The organism is Thalassospira sp. UBA848 (assembly GCF_002295455.1).
GTDB lineage: Bacteria > Pseudomonadota > Alphaproteobacteria > Rhodospirillales > Thalassospiraceae > Thalassospira.
Genome location: NZ_DBGS01000065.1, coordinates 31,281 through 50,378, shown reverse-complemented (window position 1 = coordinate 50,378; position 19,098 = coordinate 31,281). Strand labels below are relative to the sequence as shown.

The following is a 19,098-nucleotide window of genomic DNA, read 5'->3' as shown; positions in this document are numbered from 1 at the left end:
CGACGCGTCTTTGCGCATCCCCTCCATGTCCGAACTGATTGCTTTTGCGGTACAATCTTCGCAGGCACGAACATGTTTTCGACAGATTACTCAAGCTTTAGGCACAGTTACAGGCAATGGATGTATGGGAAACGGACGAACTTGTATGACCAACGGACCACCAGAACCTGCGCCGCGAAAACGAAATTGCGGCATTGTTTATGGCTTAGGCGTTCTTGACCAGAAGCAAGGTCGTTGATCTGGCGTTTTTGGCGTATTCCGCCGGGGAGACACCATATTTCTGGTTAAAGGCGGTTGAGAAGTTGGTTGAATGGTTATACCCGACTTCCCAGGCGACCTCCTTGATCGCCATGTCGGTGTTTTCAAGAAGGTCTCTGGCCGTTTCAAGACGAATGCCGCGCAAAACCTCAAAAACGGTATCAGAATACAGCTCTCGAAAGGCCTGATTAAGACGCTTTTCGGTTGTTGCAAGCTGCTCTGCAAGGTCCGCAAGACAGGGTGGTTCGCGCAGATTGCTCTGCAACAGCTGATAAGCACGCTGCGCATTATCGACATCAGAGTTCTTCAATACAATGCGCTGGTCTGCACTGTTTGTGCGCAAAGACTCATCAATCAGTGCTAGATACAAAAGTCCGATGCCTTCCATCTTGATTTGCTGCAATGACGGGGCAGCATCAATATTCAGGTTCTTGAGCAATGTATCGCGCATTGCGCTGGTCACAACGAACGTGACGGGTTGGATATCGTTCGTATTGGGCTGGAAAAGCGGTTGCAATGCTTCTGGCACACGATTGTCGAAGTAACGTTTGAAAATATCCGTGGGAAGACTTAACCCCAAAGATTGCACATTCTGTCCCGCTGGCAATTTGAAGGTCGTGCTAAGGCCATCATGTACAAACAGATGTCCTTGCATGGGGGAAAAAACGAATTCAGCGCCATCTTCAGGGCGGATCATCGAATACTCCCCCTCAAGCGCAACCATCGCGATGATAAGCCGTCTTCCCGAGATACTTTCGGCCTTGATGACCATGTCATCATCGACAGGGAACTGTTGAAAATCGACGCTACCGCCGTTCGACAATAAAACACGCTGATGATGACGGTCGATAACCCGGTCCGTCAGGTCACGCTCTTCATCCACCAGAATTTTGTCTTGCTCGCCCGTCGAAAGCTCAAGCGTCATTTCATAACGTGTACCAACAACTGTCGCCCCGGACCCATTGCCCTTGGCAACATCTTCTGTTTCCCGATGCGACGTCATCAACCAATCTCGTTCTGGATAAGGCACTATTCTTGAGCAACTATACTTATGATTACTCCAAGAACACTATGAAACAATAATTGCAGCACTTGCATATGCACTTTGAAGAACAAGAACTAAAGCCGCACTGCAAATCGCTCTTGGGAACGTTTGTCATCTATCCTTATCAGGGCTAAACACAATATGCACCAATGTCTGATGCTTGCGCGTCAGCCAGAGAATATTACCGCCTCCCAAGTTACCATGACATCCAGAAAAAGTAGCTGTTCGCATATAACTCGCTGGTATCAGACCAATTCACCGCAGGAACAGTTGTCTTCCAGCCATTCGAATAGCTTATGCTCCTCGGGCCTCAATTCTGTTTCAAGCCCGCCAGCAAACTCCTTGAACGCAGCAAGGTTTAGCTGGTTAAGTCCCACCAGAACCGGGATGTCATTGACCAGTGCGTCGGCGATGACATCGCGAAAGCCATGCCCCTCGGCCTCGTGTTTGCCAAACTTGTTGATCACCAGCACATCCGCACCTTTGCGGATTTCACGTGTCACATGCCCGACAGCTTCTTCGAGGGCACTTGTGTCCAGTCGGCACCCACGAGAATGGGCGCCCAATGTTTGGGAAATGCGAATGATCGGACCATCTGGCAGAACCTGAACATCCATATCGCAAGGGCCGTCGGTCTCGCGCTCTGAATTGATTTGCACAGTGCCGCAAACGCGCAATCCCATTTTGGCAATGCGCCGCGCCACACGCGAAAGAAGCAAGTCGGTATCTCCCCTGCCAGGCGCCATCGTATAAGCGATTTTCATCTCAATGTTCCTTTGTCTTCCGCTGATGTTACTGCTGCGCTCTGCCTTGGAACGCGGCTTTATCAGATGTCTGAATGTCAGACGGCCGGATCGTGCATTCCAGATCACGCAAAAGCCCGTCTTTAAGGCTATAGATCAGGCCGTGAATCTTGATGTCTGCCCCCGCCCGCCACGCACGTCTCATGATCGGCGTTTCAGCAACCCGTCCAACACCTTCGATGACATTGAGTTCAGCCAGCCTGTCGCGGCGGCCCTCGATATCGTTGTGCCGTGCAAGTTCACTGGCGTGGAAACGGGCCTGGCGTCGGATGGGTTCAAGCCAGTGGTCGGCCAGGCCATGGGGAAGGTCTTCGGTTGCGGCTTTCACCCCGCCACAGCCATAATGACCACAGACAATGATCTCCCGGACTTTCAGGCTTTCGACGGCAAATTCCAGTGCAGAAAGCAGGTTCAAATCCGATGAATGCACCACATTGGCAACATTGCGGTGAACAAAGACTTCCCCGGGATCAAGCCCGGCAACAACATTGGCTGGTACACGGCTGTCCGAACATCCGATCCAGAAAAACTCTGGCGCCTGGTGGCTTGCCAGTCTGGAAAAGTATCCGGGCTCTTCGTCTTGCCGTGATCGCGACCAGACCCTGTTTCGTTCCAAAAGGTTTTCAAGCATGCAAACCTCACACCTTTTGTGGGTTATATGCGCTATAACCGCGCGTCTAATTCGGTTTCGTATTTCTGGCCGTGCCAAGATCGGCGCCGGTAATAGAGGCTGAGGCAATAAGGCCATCGACAAACAGCTTGGCCTTGCGTGCCCACTGTGCTTTTTCCATCGCTTCGGAGATTTTTGGTTTCACGGCCTCGAACGGCAGTGGCTGCCCCTCTGCCAGTGCATCTAGCCGGAGGACGTGATAGCCATATCTGCTCAGCACAGGCTCGGGCGCGATTTCACCCTCAGAAAGCTGACGAAGTGCGGCTTCAAATTCTGGCACCGTATCGCCGGGGCGCAACTGACCAAGCGATCCGCCTTCTGACCGCGATCCACAGTCGCTTTGCGCGCGTGCAATCTTTTCAAACGTTTGGCCACCTTTGCGAAGGTCGCTCAGGATGTCGGTTGCCCGTCGCAGGGCAAGCGCTGTCTCTACGGCATCATTCGGGTCGCATTTGCAAAGAATGTGGGAAACTTCCCACAAAGGCATGGTGCGAAACCGTTCGGGATCCTTCTGCCATTCGGTGCGAATATCTTCCTCAGTCGGGCGCGCGATGTCGATTTCGCTTTCCAAAAGGGCGCGGATCTTGGCCTCGTCCTCTGTTTCGAAGCGGTTTGGCGAGACTTCCTGTGGGGTGGCCTCGATACCGTTTTTACGCGCCTGCTGAAGCAACAGGGTGCGAATAACAAGTGCATTTGCCGCGTTACGCAGGGCGTCTGCAAAATTGTCTTTTGACGCCGTATGGTTCTGCAATTCCGCAGCTACCGCTGTTTGCGGGATGGTTTCGCCATTAATGACGAGATCGGGAAACATTTGCGTATTCATAGCGCTTTGTCCTTTGTTTGCAGGAGGTCGTCGGCGCACGAATGCGCCGACTGTCCATTATCTATGTGACAAAGGTTTGGTGCGGCGTGACCGGACAATCTGATACCCCGGACGCAAGAAATACCTCACTGGCGCCGAGAGCATGTGCACAAGACGCGTGAACGGGAACACAAGGAAGATCGTCAGACCCAGAACAAGATGCAGTTTGAATATCCAGGCCACATCGGCAATGTGGCTGGCCGCATCAGACTGGAAGGTGAAAATCCCCTGTGCCCAGGCCATGAACTTGGTCATTTCATACCCGTCAAGATGTTCAAGCGACACAAAGATCGTGCCGATCCCAAGAACAAGCTGTGCCAGCAGAAGTGCCAGAATGCCAATATCGGCAAAGCTTGACGTTTTGCGGATCCGCGGATCGGTTATCCGGCGATGAAATAGCATCAGACCGCCAACCAGTGCCATGACACCGGCGATACCACCCGCAACAACGGCCAGTGTTTGCTTGGCACCGTGACTGATACCCATGGCATCAAAGATCCAGATCGGTGTCAGCAGTCCGACCAAATGACCAAAGAAGATCACCAGAACGCCAACATGGAACAAAACCGAGCCCACCATCAGTTGCTTGCGCCGCAAAAGCTGGCTTGAGGATGTTTTCCACGTGAACGGATCGCGTTCATATCGGGCGATAGAGCCGATAATCAGGACCGATAGCGCGATATAGGGATAGATCCCGAAAAGGAAGTTATGCATGAGAGCCTCCTTTACTCTGCTGCTTCCGGCGGTACCGGTCCAGCGGGTTGATCAATACGCGACAGGATGTCACGCACCTGCGGGCAACCGGCATTCGGGTCCGGTCCAAACGTGACCTCGCTTTCCTCCCAGACCTCGTCAAGCGCTTCGAGGTCATCGGGATCGTCTTCGGGCTGTTCAAGAAGTTCGGCAACCGCATTGGCATCTGCCGTAACGTTCGACAGCTGCTGCAAGGCGGCAAACACCGCCTGATAGGGACTTTCGCGATTTTCCAGACGCGCGCGAATGGCCTCAAAGATATGTGCGGCATCAGCAAGTGTGTCTTGTGCCTCTGCACGCGGTTGCGTTGCCAAAAATTCCAGCAGGACAGGAAGATGGTCCGGTAGTTCCGTGGTGGCCGGTTCAAACCCGCCAGCCCGGTATGTTTCAAGCAAGCTGACCATGGCGCCACCACGGTCACGGCTTTCACCGTGGACATGCTCGAACAGGTTAAGAGACAGGCTGCGCGAACGATCAAACAGCATGACGAAACGTTCCTGAAGATCGTAAATGTCATCGTTTGACAGCGCCTCGACCAGCGGTCGCAAATCGCGACGTGCCGCCGCCGTAAGGCGGGTGTCCGATGCCAGAACGCCGCCAATTTCGGGCATGGCTTCTTGCAGTTCTGTTGTCGGATAACTCAGCAGAAGCGAGAGCGATTTGAGTGTGCGGTCCATCAGCGTACCTCCTCGGGCATTTTCAGCGGCTTCTTGCTGCCACCAAACAGGGAACCCTGGCTGATGCCAGACGAACAGCCGTTGCAGTTGGTGAACCCTTCGCCGCCACGCAGGTCATAGGCTTCCTCAACCTGTTCGCGATGGGTGGTCGGAATGACGAACCGGTCTTCGTAATCGGCAAGCGCCATGATTTTGTACATGTCCTCGATGGTTGCACCATCAAGACCGACACGCTTGGCGACCGACTCATCAATGACACCTTCGACGGTTTTCGAACGCATATAGGCCCGCATTGCCAACATCCGCTCAAGCGCATGTGCCACAGGCTCTTCGTCGCCAGCCGTCAGCATATTGGCAAGGTATTTCAAAGGAATGCGAAGGTTGCGGACATCGGGCATCGCCCCGTCCATGCCGATTGCACCGGCTTCGGCAGCATTCTGGATCGGGGAAAGCGGCGGGATATACCAGACCATCGGAAGGGTGCGGTATTCCGGATGCAGCGGGAAGGCAACTTTCCACTCCATCGCCATTTTCCAGATCGGGCTGTCCTGGGCTGCCTTGATCCAGTCTTCCGGAATGCCGTCGGCACGTGCCGCCGCGATAACTTCCGGATCTTTGGGATCAAGGAACACACCAAGCTGGGCATCATAAAGATCGGTGGTTTCTTCGGCATTGGCCGCCGCTTCGATCTTGTCGGCATCATAAAGCATGACACCGATATAGCGGATGCGCCCAACACAGGTTTCCGAACAGACCGTCGGATTGCCTGACTCAATGCGCGGATAACACAGCGTGCATTTTTCCGATTTGCCAGTTGACCAGTTGTAATAAACCTTTTTGTACGGGCAGCCCGATACGCACATGCGCCATCCCCGGCATTTTTCCTGATCAATCAGGACAATGCCGTCTTCTTCACGCTTATAAATCGCCCCGGAAGGGCAACTTGCCGCACATGCCGGGTTAAGGCAGTGTTCACACAGACGCGGCAAATACATCATGAATGTATTTTCGTATTCGCCGTAAATGTCTTTCTGGATGCCCTCGAAGTTGTAGTCTTCCGAGCGTTTGGAAAACTCACCGCCAAGAATTTCTTCCCAGTTCGGGCCTTTTTCGATTTTTTCCATCCGTTCGCCAGAAATGCGCGAACGCGGACGCGCCGTTGGAAAGGCTTTCATTTCCGGTGCGGATTTCAGGTGATCGTAATCGAAATCAAATGGCTCGTAATAGTCATCGATTTCCGGCAGATCCGGGTTGGCAAAGATGTTTGCCAAGATACGCCATTTCGATCCCTGTTTGGGCTGCAGCTTGCCCGACTTCGTGCGTTCCCAACCACCATTCCAGCGGTTCTGGTTTTCCCAGTCGGTCGGATAGCCGGTGCCGGGTTTGGTTTCGACGTTGTTGAACCAGGCGTATTCAACACCATCCCGGCTGGTCCAGACGTTTTTGCAGGTTACCGAACAGGTATGGCACCCAATGCATTTGTCGAGGTTCAGCACCATGCCGATTTGTGCGCGGACTCTCATTTCCCGACCTCCTTGTCGTTTGCTTCTTCGTCGAGCCAGTCGACTTTCTGCATTTTGCGGACAATGACGAACTCATCACGGTTGGCACCCACGGTTCCGTAGTAGTTGAAACCGTATGATTGCTGGGCGTAGCCCCCGATCATGTGTGTGGGTTTAAGTGTCGTGCGGGTGACAGAGTTATGAATACCGCCGCGATGGCCAGTCTTTTCGGAACCGGGGGTATTCACGATTTTTTCCTGCGCGTGGTACATGAAGGTCGTACCATCCTTGATGCGCTGGGAAACGACCGCACGTGCCGTCAAAGCACCATTGGTGTTGTACAGCTCCACCCAGTCGTTATCGACGATCCCCGCACGCTGTGCGTCGTTTTCACTGATCCAGATCACCGGACCGCCACGGTTTAGCGTCAGCATCAACAGGTTGTCGCTATAGGTCGAATGGATGCCCCATTTCTGGTGCGGTGTGATGAAGTTCAGCACCACATGCGGCACACCCTCGCGGGCCTCGTCGTTGATTTCCTCTGTCACGGTCTTGAGATCGACCGGCGGACGATAGGAAACAAACCCTTCGCCAAAGGCCCGCATCCACAGGTGATCCTGATAAAGCTGCTGACGTCCTGTCAGGGTACGCCACGGGATCAGCTCGTGAACGTTGGTATAACCCGCGTTGTAACAGACATGCTCGGACTCAAGGCCCGACCAGGTCGGCGAAGAAATGATCTTGCGCGGTTGGGCAGCAATGTCGCGGAAGCGGATTTTTTCATCTTCCTTGGGCAGGGCAAGATGCTTGTGATCACGTCCGGTAATCTTGCCAAGTGCATCCCATGCCTTGACGGCAACCTCACCGTTGGTTTCCGGTGCCAGCATCAGAACCACTTCGGTGGCATCGATATCGGTATCGATCTTCGCACAGCCCTTGGCAGACCCTTCCTGCCACACGCCGTTCAGGTCGCGAAGATGTTGAACCTCGTCCTCGGTTTTCCAATTGATGCCCTTGCCGCCATTGCCGAGCTTGTCAAGCAACGGACCAAGTGCCGTAAAGCGATCATGGATTGCGGTGTAATCACGTTCGACCGCGATATAGTTCGGCGCGGTTTTGCCCGGAATGAGGTCGCATTCACCTTTCTTCCAGTCCTTGACCTGATCCTGGGCGACTTCACCGGGTGTGTCGTGCAGGATCGGCAGGGCAACGATATCGGTTTCCTTGCCCAGATAACCCGGTACGATTTCCTGAAACTTCTTGGCGATCGCCTTGAAGATTTCCCAATCCGATTTGCTTTCATAGGCCGGGTTGACAGCCGCCTGAAGCGGATGGATGAACGGATGCATATCCGACGTGTTCAGGTCGTTCTTTTCATACCAGCTTGCGGTTGGCAGAACGACGTCGGAATAGACCGCCGTGGTGCTCATGCGGAAATCAATACAGACCAAAAGATCAAGTTTTCCGCGCGGGCCTTCCTCATGCCATTTGGCTTCCTTGGGCAATTGTCGGCCTTCTTCGCCGAGGTCCTTGCCCATAACACCATGATCGGTGCCAAGAAGGTGTTTCAGGAAATATTCGTGGCCCTTGCCCGACGACCCCAACAGGTTGGACCGCCAGACAAACAGGTTGCGTGGCCAGTTCTTGGGATCATCCGGATCTTCACACGACATTTCCAGATCGCCAGATTTCAGTTTTTCGGCAACATAGGCCGGGATTTCCTTACCGGCTTCCTTTGCCGCCTTTGCGACATCCAGCGGATTGGTCTTCAGCTGTGGCGCTGATGGCAACCAGCCCATCCGTTCAGCGCGGATGTTGTAGTCGATCATTGAAACATCCCAGTCCCCGTCCGGTGCGGTCGGCGACAGGATTTCATCGGCCCGAAGGGTTTCGTAACGCCACTGATCGGTATGGGCATACCACGCACTGGTAGAATTCATGTGCCGGGGCGGACGTCCCCAATCAAGGCCAAAGGCCAGCGGCAGCCACCCGGTCTGCGGACGGAGCTTTTCCTGCCCGACATAGTGTGCCCAACCGCCGCCAGATTGGCCAACACAGCCACACATGACCAGCATGTTGATCACACCACGATAGTTCATATCCATGTGGTACCAATGGTTCATCGCAGCCCCGATGATGACCATCGACTTGCCTTTGGTCTTCTCGGCGTTCAGGGCAAACTCACGGGCAACATGAATGATCTTGTCGGCCGGAACCCCGGTGATCTTTTCGGCCCATGCCGGGGTGCCCGGCATGCCATCGGCATAGTCACTGGTAACCCATTCGCCACCCAGCCCACGATCCAGACCATAGTTGGCACAAAACAGGTCAAAGACAGTCGCCACCATGATCTCGCCATCGGCGGTCTGGATGCGTTTAACCGGAATGTTGCGGGTCAGGACATCGGGGTGTTGCGCGTCGGTCGCAAAGTGTTCCGAGGCATCCCCCCCGAAATACGGGAAATCGACCCCGGCAATCTCGTCATGATCTTCTTCAAGGACCAAAGACATTTTGAGATTGGTGTCAGCACCAGCAGCACGTTCTTCAAGGTTCCACTCTCCTGCTTCGCCCCAGCGATACCCGATGGATCCGTTCGGTGCGACCATGCTGCCCGACTTTTCGTCAAGTGCGATGGTTTTCCATTCCGGATTGTTTTCTTCACCAAGTTTGTTACTCAGGTCTGCGGCACGCAGGAACCGTCCCGGAATAAGGGAACCGTTCTTTTCATCAAGTTTCACCAGCATCGGGAAGTCCGAATACTTGCGGCAATACTCTTCGAAATAGTCTGTCTGACGGTCGAGATGGAATTCGCGCAGGATCACGTGACCAAAGGCCATTGCCAATGCAGCATCCGTACCCTGCTTGACGTTCAACCAGACATCGCCAAATTTCGCGGCTTCGGAATAATCCGGGCAAATAACGGCCGATTTGGTCCCGCGATAGCGGGCCTCGGTATAGAAATGCGCATCCGGGGTACGGGTTTGCGGGACGTTTGAACCCCACAAGATCAGATAACCAGCATTGTACCAGTCAGCCGATTCCGGGACGTCGGTCTGTTCGCCCCAGGTCATTGGCGATGCCGGTGGCAAATCGCAATACCAGTCATAGAATGACATGCACACGCCGCCCAGAAGGCTGAGATAGCGTGAACCTGCCGCATAACTGATCATCGACATTGCCGGAATTGGCGAGAAACCAAATACCCGGTCCGGACCATATGTTTTTGCGGTAAAGGCGTTTGAAGCTGCAACCAGTTCGGTGGCTTCGTCCCAGGTCGCACGGACAAAGCCGCCCTTACCCCGGCTTGCCACATAGCTTTCCCGAAGAACGGGATCATTTTGAATTGCCGTCCATGCCTCGATCGGGTTCATCGTCGAGCGCATCCGACGCCACAGCTTCAAAAGCTTGCCACGGATCAGCGGATTTTTAACGCGGTTGGCAGAATACAGATACCAGCTATAGCTGGCGCCTCGGGCACAGCCCCGCGGTTCATGGTTTGGCAGTCCGGCACGGGTGCGCGGGTAATCTGTCTGCTGCGTTTCCCAGGTGACAATCCCGGATTTCACATAGATTTTCCAGCTGCATGAACCGGTACAGTTCACACCGTGCGTCGAACGAACGATTTTGTCATGGCGCCAGCGGTTGCGATAGGTGTCTTCCCAGTCGCGGTTTTCGCGGGTGACCTGACCGTGGTTGTTTGAAAACCTTTCCAGTTCTTTGTTCTGAAAAAAGTTCAGTCTGTCTAACAGTTGACTCATGGCGTTTCTCCTGAAGGCTGTAGGCCCTGCCCGAACCGATCAGATCGGGCAGGGAGAATTTTGGGTGATCAGCACGGAACCGGTGCGCTTTTGCGGCTGTAGTAGAACCAGGTGATGGCAACACAGACCGCATAGAAGACTGCAAAGCACCAAAGCGCGCCGGCAGGACCGCCGGTCAGTGCGATGGAGGTGCCATAGGCTTTGGGAATGAAGAATGCCCCATACGCCGCAATCGCACTGGTAAAGGCGATGATGGCTGAACTTTCGAGTTCGGATTGTTTGAGTTGGGCAGCTTGATCTGCATCGGGCATCAGGCGCGGGATTTCCTGACGCATGATTGACGGGATCATCTGGAAGGTCGATGCGTTGCCAACACCGGTCAGGAAGAACAGCGCCATAAAGCAGGCAAAGAAGCCCCAGAAATGACCGCTCGTTCCGCCAAGCGGCAGGAATTGAAGCACACCAACAACCGCGGCAATCATGCCGATAAAGGTCCAGAAGGTAACCCGGCCCCCACCAAGCCTGTCAGAAATCCAGCCCGTGCCGGCACGGCTCAGCGCACCGACCAGCGGGCCGAGAAACGCATATTGCAATGCATCGACTTCCGGGAACTGCGTCTTCATCAGCAGCGGGAACCCTGCGGAATAACCGATAAAGCTGCCAAATGTGCCGGTATAAAGGATGCACATGATCCAGTTGTGTTTGCGGCTAAAGATGATGGACTGCTTTTTGAAGCTGGCTTTGGCATCAGCGATGCTGTTCATGCCAAACCAGGCTGCAATGGTCGAAACCACGATAAACGGTACCCAGATGAAACCGGCATTTTGCAAGAATATCTCGCCACCACCTGCGACGCTCTGGGCTTCTCCACCAAAGGCGCCAAAGACACCGGCAGTGATCACAAGCGGCACGACAAATTGCATGACCGAAACCCCAAGATTGCCAAGTCCGGCATTCAGGGCCAGGGCATTGCCTTTGGCTCTTTTCGGGTAGAAATAAGCGATGTTTGCCATCGATGAGGCAAAGTTGCCGCCCCCGAACCCGCACAACAGTGCAAGAATAAGGAACCAGCTATAGGACGTATTGGGGTCCTGTACGGCAAAGCCGATCCCAAGGGCTGGCAGCAACAGGGATGCTGTGCTCAGCGTCGTCCAGACGCGGCCGCCAAAGATTGGCACCATAAAGCTATAGAAAATACGAAGCGTTGCCCCCGACAGGCCCGGAAGTGCGGCCAGCCAGAACAGTTCCCCGGTGGTGTAGGTAAAGCCGATAACCGGCAGTTTGGCGACAACAACCGACCAAACCATCCAGACCGAAAACGCCAACAAAAGGCACGGAATGGAGATCCAGAGATTGCGGGTGGCAATTGCGCTGCCCTTGTTTGACCAGAACTCTGTGTCTTCTGGTCGCCATTCGGTCAGGACAGCGCCTTTTTGACCATTGTTTGCATGCGTGGTTTCCAAGGGAACCTCCCGATGAAACTGTATGGGAGGCAGAGCGCAACCTTGCGCTCTGCCGGCTTGTATTACTGAGCAGGTTTGGTAACGCCCGATGTCTTGCCAGCTTCAGGTGCTGGCTTTTCCAGTGGTTTCTCGGGCACATCCGAAAGGTATCTCTCGTCGGCCAGTGCCGGATGACGTGCACGTTCCATGCGACGGATCACGACATGCATCCAGATGGTGGAGACCGCGACCAGAATGAACAGCAGCATGAAAGGCGCGGTCCAGACATTGGTCAGGTCCAGAAGCATTCCGAATGCAATTGGCAGGAAGAAGCCCCCGAGGCCGCCAATCATGCCGACCAGACCGCCGACAGAACCGACATGATGGGGATAATAGACCGGGATATGTTTATAGACGGCGGCCTTGCCGAGGCTCATGACGAACCCAAGAACAACCGTCAGCGCCACAAACATGCCAAGCGACACACCGAAATTAAATTCGATCGGGCCGTTGATACCCGCGACCTGATAGGTTGTTTGCGGGTAGCTCATGATAAACAGGACGATCAGGGAGACGATGAAGGTCAGATACATGACCGCACGTGCGCCCCATTTATCCGACATCCAGCCCCCCAGTGCCCGAAAGACCGAGCCGGGCAGCGAATAGAGTCCGGCAAACACGCCCGCCGTCGTCAGTTCCAGCCCATAGGCGCCGACATAGTAGCGTGGCAAGAAGCTTGCGAGTGCAACAAAGGCGCCGAAGACAAAGAAGTAGTAGGTGGCAAACCGCCAGACCTGCATGTTCTTGAGAGGCTCCAGCTGCGAACTGGCTGATACCGGACCTTCGCCCGATTCCTTGCGGTGTTGCTGGACAGGGTCGGTTTTCGCCAGCAGATAAAACAGGATCGCAGTTGCGACAAGAACGACGGCGTAAACACGCGCTGTGCCTTCCCAGCCAAGAGCAACCACAAGAAACGGTGCGGCAAAGTTCGTGACAGCCGCGCCAACGTTACCTGCGCCGAAAATGCCAAGTGCTGTGCCCTGGCGGTCCTTTTCAAACCAGCGGGATGTATAGGCGACACCAACGATGAAGGATCCGCCGGCAAGACCAAGACCAAGGGCAGCAACAAGAAAGATTTCGTAGGTGTGGACAGATGTCAGGAGCCAAACACAAACGGCTGTGATCAGCATCTGCAGCGGAAACATGATCCGGCCGCCAAATTGCTCTGTCCATACGCCGAGAAAGATACGGCTGACAGAACCGGTCAGAACCGGTGTCGCAACCAAAAGCCCGAATTGCGTATCACTCAGCCCGAGTTCCTGTTTGATCTTGACCCCGATAATGGAAAAAATTGTCCATACCGCGAAACATACCGTGAAGGCGAAAGTACTCAGGCCAAGTGCACGATACTGATCAGTTTGAGAAACCCCTTTTAACGTGTGCATGGTAAATCCCCTCAAGCATCTGTCGTTACGTTGGAGCGCGTTCGAAGTGCCTGATCATTGGTTGAGGGGGTGCGCGTCAGGCTTGATCTAAATCAGAAAACGTGGAACGCTTTGGTGAAATAAACGGGCTCGTAAAGTATTTCATGCGGCGAATTGCCGAACTTGTCACCAGAGAGAGAACTAAGACAAATACCCACTTGATAAATATCAAGTGATGACAAGACATGAATCTGCGCGAGTTAAGAAGTGAGGAAGAAATGCCCGATTCGACCTTCCCGGAGGTGCGTAGTCTGGATCTCTTCGCTGATATGAGCGACGAGAACTATGCCAAGCTCATGCGTGGCGCTTATTTGCAGACATTTCCGCCGCACGTCGATCTCATTGGCGAAGGAGAAGATGCCGATTTTCTCCATGTCCTGGTATCGGGCGCAGTTGATCTGTTTTCCAGTTGGAGCAACCGGGAGACAAGCGTCATGATCGTCAAGCCGGTCTCAACATTCATTCTTGCCGCCACCATTCGCGATGCGCGCTATCTGATGTCGGCCAGGACAATGGAAAAAAGCCGGATTGTCATGATCCCCAGTCAGGATGTCCGCGCGATCTTTGATCTTGATGCAGGCTTTGCCCGTGCGGTTGTTGTTGAATTGGCCGCTTGTTACCGGTCCGTGATCAAAACCACCAAAAATCTCAAATTGCGCACAGCACTTGAACGGTTGGCAAACTATCTGCTCAGTCGCTCCCAGGATCACGATGGTGCACTGAATTTCGTGCTGGATCTTGAGAAACGGCAGCTGGCATCCGTTCTGGGAATGACACCCGAAAACCTGAGCCGGGCTTTCAAGGCTTTGCAAGCATATGGCGTGCAGGTTAATGGCGAAAATGTCGTCATTAATAATATGGATGACCTCCAGACCTTCGCCAAACCAACATCACTTATTGATGATAACCGGACCTAAAGGGCGAACTCATATGAATCGGGGTGCCCCCTCATTCGTAATGAACTGTCACTTCGTTTCCTGATTGCCAAGCAGTCTGAAACCAGCTCACGTCTTGAATGACAAAGACTTTAACTGTTGCCACATACGCTTGCGTTTATGTGAAAGCTTAAATTTGTCTGGCCTGCTTCGCACGTCACTTGAACGACATATGTTAGATATCCCGTCGTCGTGCTTCAGCTGACTGCTTAGTCATCTATCGATCAGCTCATTCGGGTGACGACCAAGCCCCCTTCCACTTGACCACTGTCAATAATCAGGAATCTGCGATGGAATATGAGAAGCATTATGGAAAAAATGCTTCGCACATTTCTGTTGTTTCTGATCGCACTCTCCCTGACCGGAACCGGTGTTGCTCAGGCTATTGCTCAGGTGACGAAGCAAACTGCAGCTGCTGACCTTGTTCAAATCACGATCTGCAGCACAGACCAGACTCCCGTGACAATATTGATCGACCGGAACGGCAACAAAGCACCCGCACCCGTCGAATGCGATTACCCAAATTGCATGAACTGCCTGAGCGGATCTGCATTCCAGCTTTCAGACCCAATTGGCGTGCCCGAACATGACCGCAAAGTCGTTCTGACGATCTTCCCCATGTCGTTTGACCACGCCAGTGCAACACCGACTGCACCGGCGACCGCACGCGCGCCTCCGTACAAGGTTTGAATTCATGAACATCCCATTTGCCCCACGTCATCTTCAGACCAAATACCAGGCACCCGGCGCATTGATGCTCCTGCAATGTCTTCTGGTCATTGCTGTTGTTTGTCTTCTTTCTTCAGTGCTGTGGGTTTCCAAGGCAAACGCGCAAAACAAACCTGTTCTGGCGCAGTTCATTGAAAAAGTTCCCGCAGCATCTCTGGTCGAGGGTGCTGATGGTTATGGTCCGGTTCAAAAAGACGTGCCGGTCGCACCGGTTCTCAAGAACGGTGAGCAGATCGGCTGGGCTTTTATTACCTCTGATTTTGTTGGCACCACCGGCTATTCCGGCAAACCGATCCATGTGATGGTCGCTGTTGACTCACAGGCCCGGATCATCGGTGTCAAACTGGTCAAGCATTCAGAACCGATTGTTCTTATTGGCATTCCAGAAGAGCGGATCGCGTCACTCACCGAGGGATATGTTGGCTTTGACCTGGTTGCCGCAACAAAAGATGCAGACCATGAGCTGAATATTATTTCCGGTGCAACGGTGACCATTATGGTCATTGATGACTCGATCCTGCGCTCGGGCATCAAGGTTGCGCGCATGCTCGAATTGGGTGGATTGAGTGCCCCCGAGCAATCCAATGCAGCACAATTCAAGATCAGATCGGATGCGACCGCCCCGGAAGACTGGTTCACACTGGTTGGTGACGGGACTATTCGTCGCATGTCACTTGATGTCGGTCAGGTAAACGATGCCTTTGCCACGATGGATGATCCAAGGGCGCTTGAGCGGCCAATCGAAGCCCCGGCCGAAGAAACCTTCATCGACATGTATGTCTCGCTTGTCAGCATCCCGGCCATTGGCAAGGCAACACTTGGCGAGCGCGGCTACAACAATCTGAAAACCTGGCTCAAGGATGGCGAAGAAGCCATTCTTGTTACCGCCCGGGGACAATACTCCTTCAAGGGTTCGGGATATGTCCGCGGCGGCTTGTTTGACCGTATCCAGCTTATTCAGGGCGATATGTCGGTACGTTTCCGCGACCGCAACCATCGCCGTGTTGGTGACATCATGACCGATGGCGCACCGCAATTCAAAGAGATGGATCTGTTCAAGATCCCGGCAAGCAGCAACTTTGACCCGACACAACCCTGGCGTCTGGAACTTCTTGTCCATCGTGATGTCGGCGCAATTGAACGTCTCTACACAACCTTTGACATCGGCTGGCAGCCGCCAGCCAACTACCTGACCAAGCTAGTTCCGCGGACGCCAGAGGCAGACAACTCAACCGGGGCCGGTTTCGCGACCGACGAACAGGCTGCCAAAACCGCCCTTTGGCAACGGATATGGCGTGACAAGACGGTCGAAATCGTCGTGCTCAGCATCATGCTGATTGTTCTGACGGCTGCATTCTTCTTCCAGGGCTTCCTGACACGTTCTGCAAAATTTACCTTCTGGTTCCGCATCTGCTTCCTGACGGTCACGCTGGTGTTCCTTGGCTGGTATGCCAACGCTCAGCTTTCCGTTGTCAATCTTATGGCGCTGACCAACTCGCTTGTGACGGGCTTTACCTGGGAAGCGTTCCTGCTTGATCCACTGACCTTTATCCTGTGGTTCTCGGTTGCTGCGGCGCTGATCTTCTGGGGGCGCGGTGCCTATTGCGGCTGGTTGTGCCCGTTTGGCGCGCTTCAGGAACTGACCAACCGGATTGCCAAGTTCTTCCATGTCCCGCAATGGACGCTTCCGTGGGGGCTGCATGAACGGCTCTGGGCGGTGAAATACATCATCTTCCTTGGCCTGTTTGGCACCATACTGGCCTCCATTGATCAGGCGGAGAAACTGGCCGAGGTCGAACCTTTCAAGACCGCCATCATCCTCAAATTTGATCGGGCATGGCCGTTTGTTCTTTACGCCCTTGTCCTTCTTGGCGCCGGGCTTTTCGTCGAACGGTTCTATTGCCGGTATCTGTGCCCATTGGGCGCAGCCCTCGCGATCCCGGCGCGTATGCGCATGTTTGACTGGCTCAAACGCTACAAGGAATGCGGCAGCCCCTGCCAGAGCTGCGCGCATGAATGCATGGTTCAAGCCATCCACCCCACAGGAGAAATCAACCCCAACGAGTGTCACAACTGCCTTCACTGTCAGGTGCTGTATCAAAGCGAAAAAATCTGTCCGGTCGTGATCAAGAAACTCAAGCGGCAGGAAAGCCTCTTGGCAAGCACGGAAGGCGCACAAAAAGCGCTGAACCGGACCCGGACGACCAAGCAAAATCTCAAGGAGAAGTCATGATGTCTGACAAAACATCCAAACCCGGAATCAGCCGACGCGATCTATTTGGCGTAGCCGCTGGCGGTGCTGCCTTTGCCGGTGCGGCAGGTGCTGCACGCTTGGCAGCAGTCGGTGGCGCAACCGGTGCTGCAACAGCCCTTTCGATTGGCAGCGCCCAGGCTTCAACCGGCGCAGAGGCAAGCCTCGCCCCCGGTCAGCTTGATGAGTATTACGGTTTCTGGTCGTCGGGCCAGACGGGCGAAATGCGCATTCTGGGTATCCCGTCCATGCGTGAATTGATGCGCGTCCCTGTTTTCAACCGTTGCTCGGCAACGGGTTGGGGGCAGACCAATGAAAGCCTGAATGTTCTTACCGAGAACATGTTGCCCAAAACCAAGGAATTTCTCGCTGCCAACGGCAAGAAGATCCATGATAACGGCGACTTGCACCACGTCCATATGTCCTTCACCGAAGGCAAGTATGACGGCCGTTTCCTGTTCATGAATGACAAGGCGAATACGCGTGTGGCGCGTGTGCGTTGCGATGTCATGAAGGCTGACAAGGTCCTGGAAATCCCGAACGCAAAGGCCATTCACGGCCTGCGTCCGCAAAAATGGCCGCGTACCAACTATGTCTTTGCCAATGGCGAGGACGAGACGCCGATGGTCAATGACGGCAAGGTGCTTGATGATCCGTCGCAATACGTAAACTTCTACACTGCAATCGACGCAGACGAGATGCAGGTAGCATGGCAGGTCATGGTATCGGGCAACCTTGATAACACCGACGCCGACTATGACGGCAAATATGCCTTTTCAACCAGCTATAACTCGGAAATGGGGATGAACCTTGCGGAAATGACCGCGTCCGAGCTTGATCACGTTGTTGTCTTTAACATCAAGGAAATCGAAAAAGGCATCGCAGCAGGCGATTACATCGAACTCAATGGTGTAAAAGTTATCGACGGCCGCAAAGGCAAGAACAAGAACTACACCCGATACATCCCGATCCCCAACAGCCCGCATGGCTGTAACATGGCACCGGACAAGAAGCACCTTTGCATCGCCGGCAAGCTTTCCCCGACTGTATCGGTGATTGATGTCACCAAGCTGGATGCCGTGTTCTATGACGGCGCAGAACCGCGTTCCGCCGTTGTTGCCGAACCGGAACTGGGACTTGGCCCGCTACATACCGCATTTGACGGTAAGGGTAACGCACTGACCACCCTGTTCCTCGACAGTCAGGTGGTCAAATGGAACATTGAAAAAGCCGTGCGTGCCTACGCTGGTGAAAATGTCGATCCGATCATCAAAAAGGTCGATGTCCATTACCAGCCGGGCCACAACTCCACCTCGATGGGGGAAACTCTGGAAGCTGACGGGAAATGGTTCATTTCAATGAACAAGTTCTCCAAGGACCGCTTCCTGAATGTCGGCCCGCTTAAGCCAGAAAACGAACAGCTGTTCTCGATGCAGGGCGATGATCTGGTTCTTATGCATGATGGTCCGACATTCGCCGAACCCCATGATTCGATCATTGTTCACCGGTCGGTGGTCACCCCGGCCAGTGTTTGGAATCGTCAGGATCCGATGTGGGCCAAAACCCGCGAACAAGCCGAGGCAGATGGCGTCGACATTGACGACTGGACCGAAACCGTTGTCCGCGATGGCAACAAGGTCCGTGTCTATATGAGTTCTTCAGCACCGACCTTCAGCCTTGAGTCCTTCAAGGTCAAGGAAGGCGATGAAGTAACCGTCATCATCACCAACATGGACGACATCGATGACCTGACACACGGTTTCACCATGGGGGACCATGGCGTTGCATTCGAGGTCGGCCCACAAGCAACCGCATCGGCAACCTTTGTCGCCTCCAAACCGGGTGTCTACTGGTACTATTGCCAGTGGTTCTGTCATGCCCTGCACATGGAAATGCGTGGCCGTATGTTCGTTGAACCGCGGAGTTAAC

General features: G+C 54.0%; 14 protein-coding genes. 4 read left to right on the top strand and 10 right to left on the bottom strand.

Annotated features, from left to right (window positions below; translation table 11 throughout):
- Positions 1-205: 205 nt before the first annotated feature.
- The 10 genes from B2R48_RS08970 to B2R48_RS08925 all read right to left on the bottom strand — a co-directional run bounded on the left by B2R48_RS08970 (position 206) and on the right by B2R48_RS08925 (position 13,215).
- Positions 206-1,261 carry a helix-turn-helix domain-containing protein gene (locus B2R48_RS08970; RefSeq protein WP_296999443.1) on the bottom strand — a complete coding sequence of 352 codons (1,056 nt, stop codon included), beginning with the start codon at positions 1,259-1,261 and terminating at the stop codon, positions 206-208.
- 287 nt (positions 1,262-1,548) lie between these two features.
- Complete coding sequence (locus tag B2R48_RS08965) at positions 1,549-2,067, bottom strand: DUF2478 domain-containing protein (RefSeq protein WP_296999442.1); 519 nt, start codon at positions 2,065-2,067, stop codon at positions 1,549-1,551.
- 28 nt (positions 2,068-2,095) lie between these two features.
- Positions 2,096-2,737 (bottom strand): carbonic anhydrase, encoded by a 642-nt coding sequence (locus B2R48_RS08960; RefSeq protein WP_062956332.1) that lies wholly within the window; start codon positions 2,735-2,737, stop codon positions 2,096-2,098.
- Between the two features lie 46 nt (positions 2,738-2,783).
- Positions 2,784-3,599, bottom strand: a complete 816-nt coding sequence (locus B2R48_RS08955; protein ID WP_296999441.1) for a peptidylprolyl isomerase — start codon at positions 3,597-3,599, stop codon at positions 2,784-2,786.
- A 57-nt stretch (positions 3,600-3,656) separates the two neighbouring features.
- On the bottom strand, positions 3,657-4,352 hold the full coding sequence (gene narI / locus B2R48_RS08950; RefSeq protein WP_296999440.1) for a respiratory nitrate reductase subunit gamma: 696 nt from the start codon (positions 4,350-4,352) through the stop codon (positions 3,657-3,659).
- 11 nt (positions 4,353-4,363) lie between these two features.
- Positions 4,364-5,068: a nitrate reductase molybdenum cofactor assembly chaperone gene (gene narJ / locus B2R48_RS08945; protein ID WP_296999439.1), complete on the bottom strand. Its 705-nt coding sequence runs from the start codon at positions 5,066-5,068 to the stop codon at positions 4,364-4,366.
- On the bottom strand, positions 5,068-6,591 hold the full coding sequence (gene narH / locus B2R48_RS08940; RefSeq protein ID WP_296999438.1) for a nitrate reductase subunit beta: 1,524 nt from the start codon (positions 6,589-6,591) through the stop codon (positions 5,068-5,070). Before narH ends, narJ begins: the two co-directional genes overlap by 1 nt.
- Positions 6,588-10,328 carry a nitrate reductase subunit alpha gene (locus B2R48_RS08935; RefSeq protein WP_296999437.1) on the bottom strand — a complete coding sequence of 1,247 codons (3,741 nt, stop codon included), beginning with the start codon at positions 10,326-10,328 and terminating at the stop codon, positions 6,588-6,590. The genes narH and B2R48_RS08935 overlap by 4 nt, the downstream gene beginning before the upstream one ends.
- A gap of 68 nt (positions 10,329-10,396) precedes the next feature.
- A complete protein-coding gene (locus B2R48_RS08930) occupies positions 10,397-11,791 on the bottom strand; it encodes a NarK family nitrate/nitrite MFS transporter (protein WP_296999436.1) in 1,395 nt (464 codons plus the stop codon).
- Positions 11,792-11,853: 62 nt separating this feature from the next.
- A complete protein-coding gene (locus B2R48_RS08925; RefSeq protein ID WP_062956339.1) occupies positions 11,854-13,215 on the bottom strand; it encodes an MFS transporter in 1,362 nt (453 codons plus the stop codon).
- A gap of 257 nt (positions 13,216-13,472) precedes the next feature.
- Between B2R48_RS08925 and B2R48_RS08920 the strand changes: the two genes are divergently transcribed.
- The 4 genes from B2R48_RS08920 (at position 13,473) to nosZ (ending at position 19,097) form a co-directional block, all read left to right on the top strand.
- Positions 13,473-14,171, top strand: a complete 699-nt coding sequence (locus B2R48_RS08920) for a helix-turn-helix domain-containing protein (RefSeq protein WP_062957248.1) — start codon at positions 13,473-13,475, stop codon at positions 14,169-14,171.
- Positions 14,172-14,525: 354 nt separating this feature from the next.
- A complete protein-coding gene (locus tag B2R48_RS08915) occupies positions 14,526-14,879 on the top strand; it encodes a hypothetical protein (RefSeq protein ID WP_296999435.1) in 354 nt (117 codons plus the stop codon).
- Between the two features lie 4 nt (positions 14,880-14,883).
- Positions 14,884-17,151, top strand: coding sequence for a NosR/NirI family protein (locus B2R48_RS08910; protein ID WP_296999434.1), 2,268 nt, complete (start codon positions 14,884-14,886; stop codon positions 17,149-17,151).
- Positions 17,151-19,097 carry a TAT-dependent nitrous-oxide reductase gene (nosZ, locus tag B2R48_RS08905; protein WP_296999433.1) on the top strand — a complete coding sequence of 649 codons (1,947 nt, stop codon included), beginning with the start codon at positions 17,151-17,153 and terminating at the stop codon, positions 19,095-19,097. The genes B2R48_RS08910 and nosZ overlap by 1 nt, the downstream gene beginning before the upstream one ends.
- Position 19,098 lies beyond the last annotated feature (1 nt).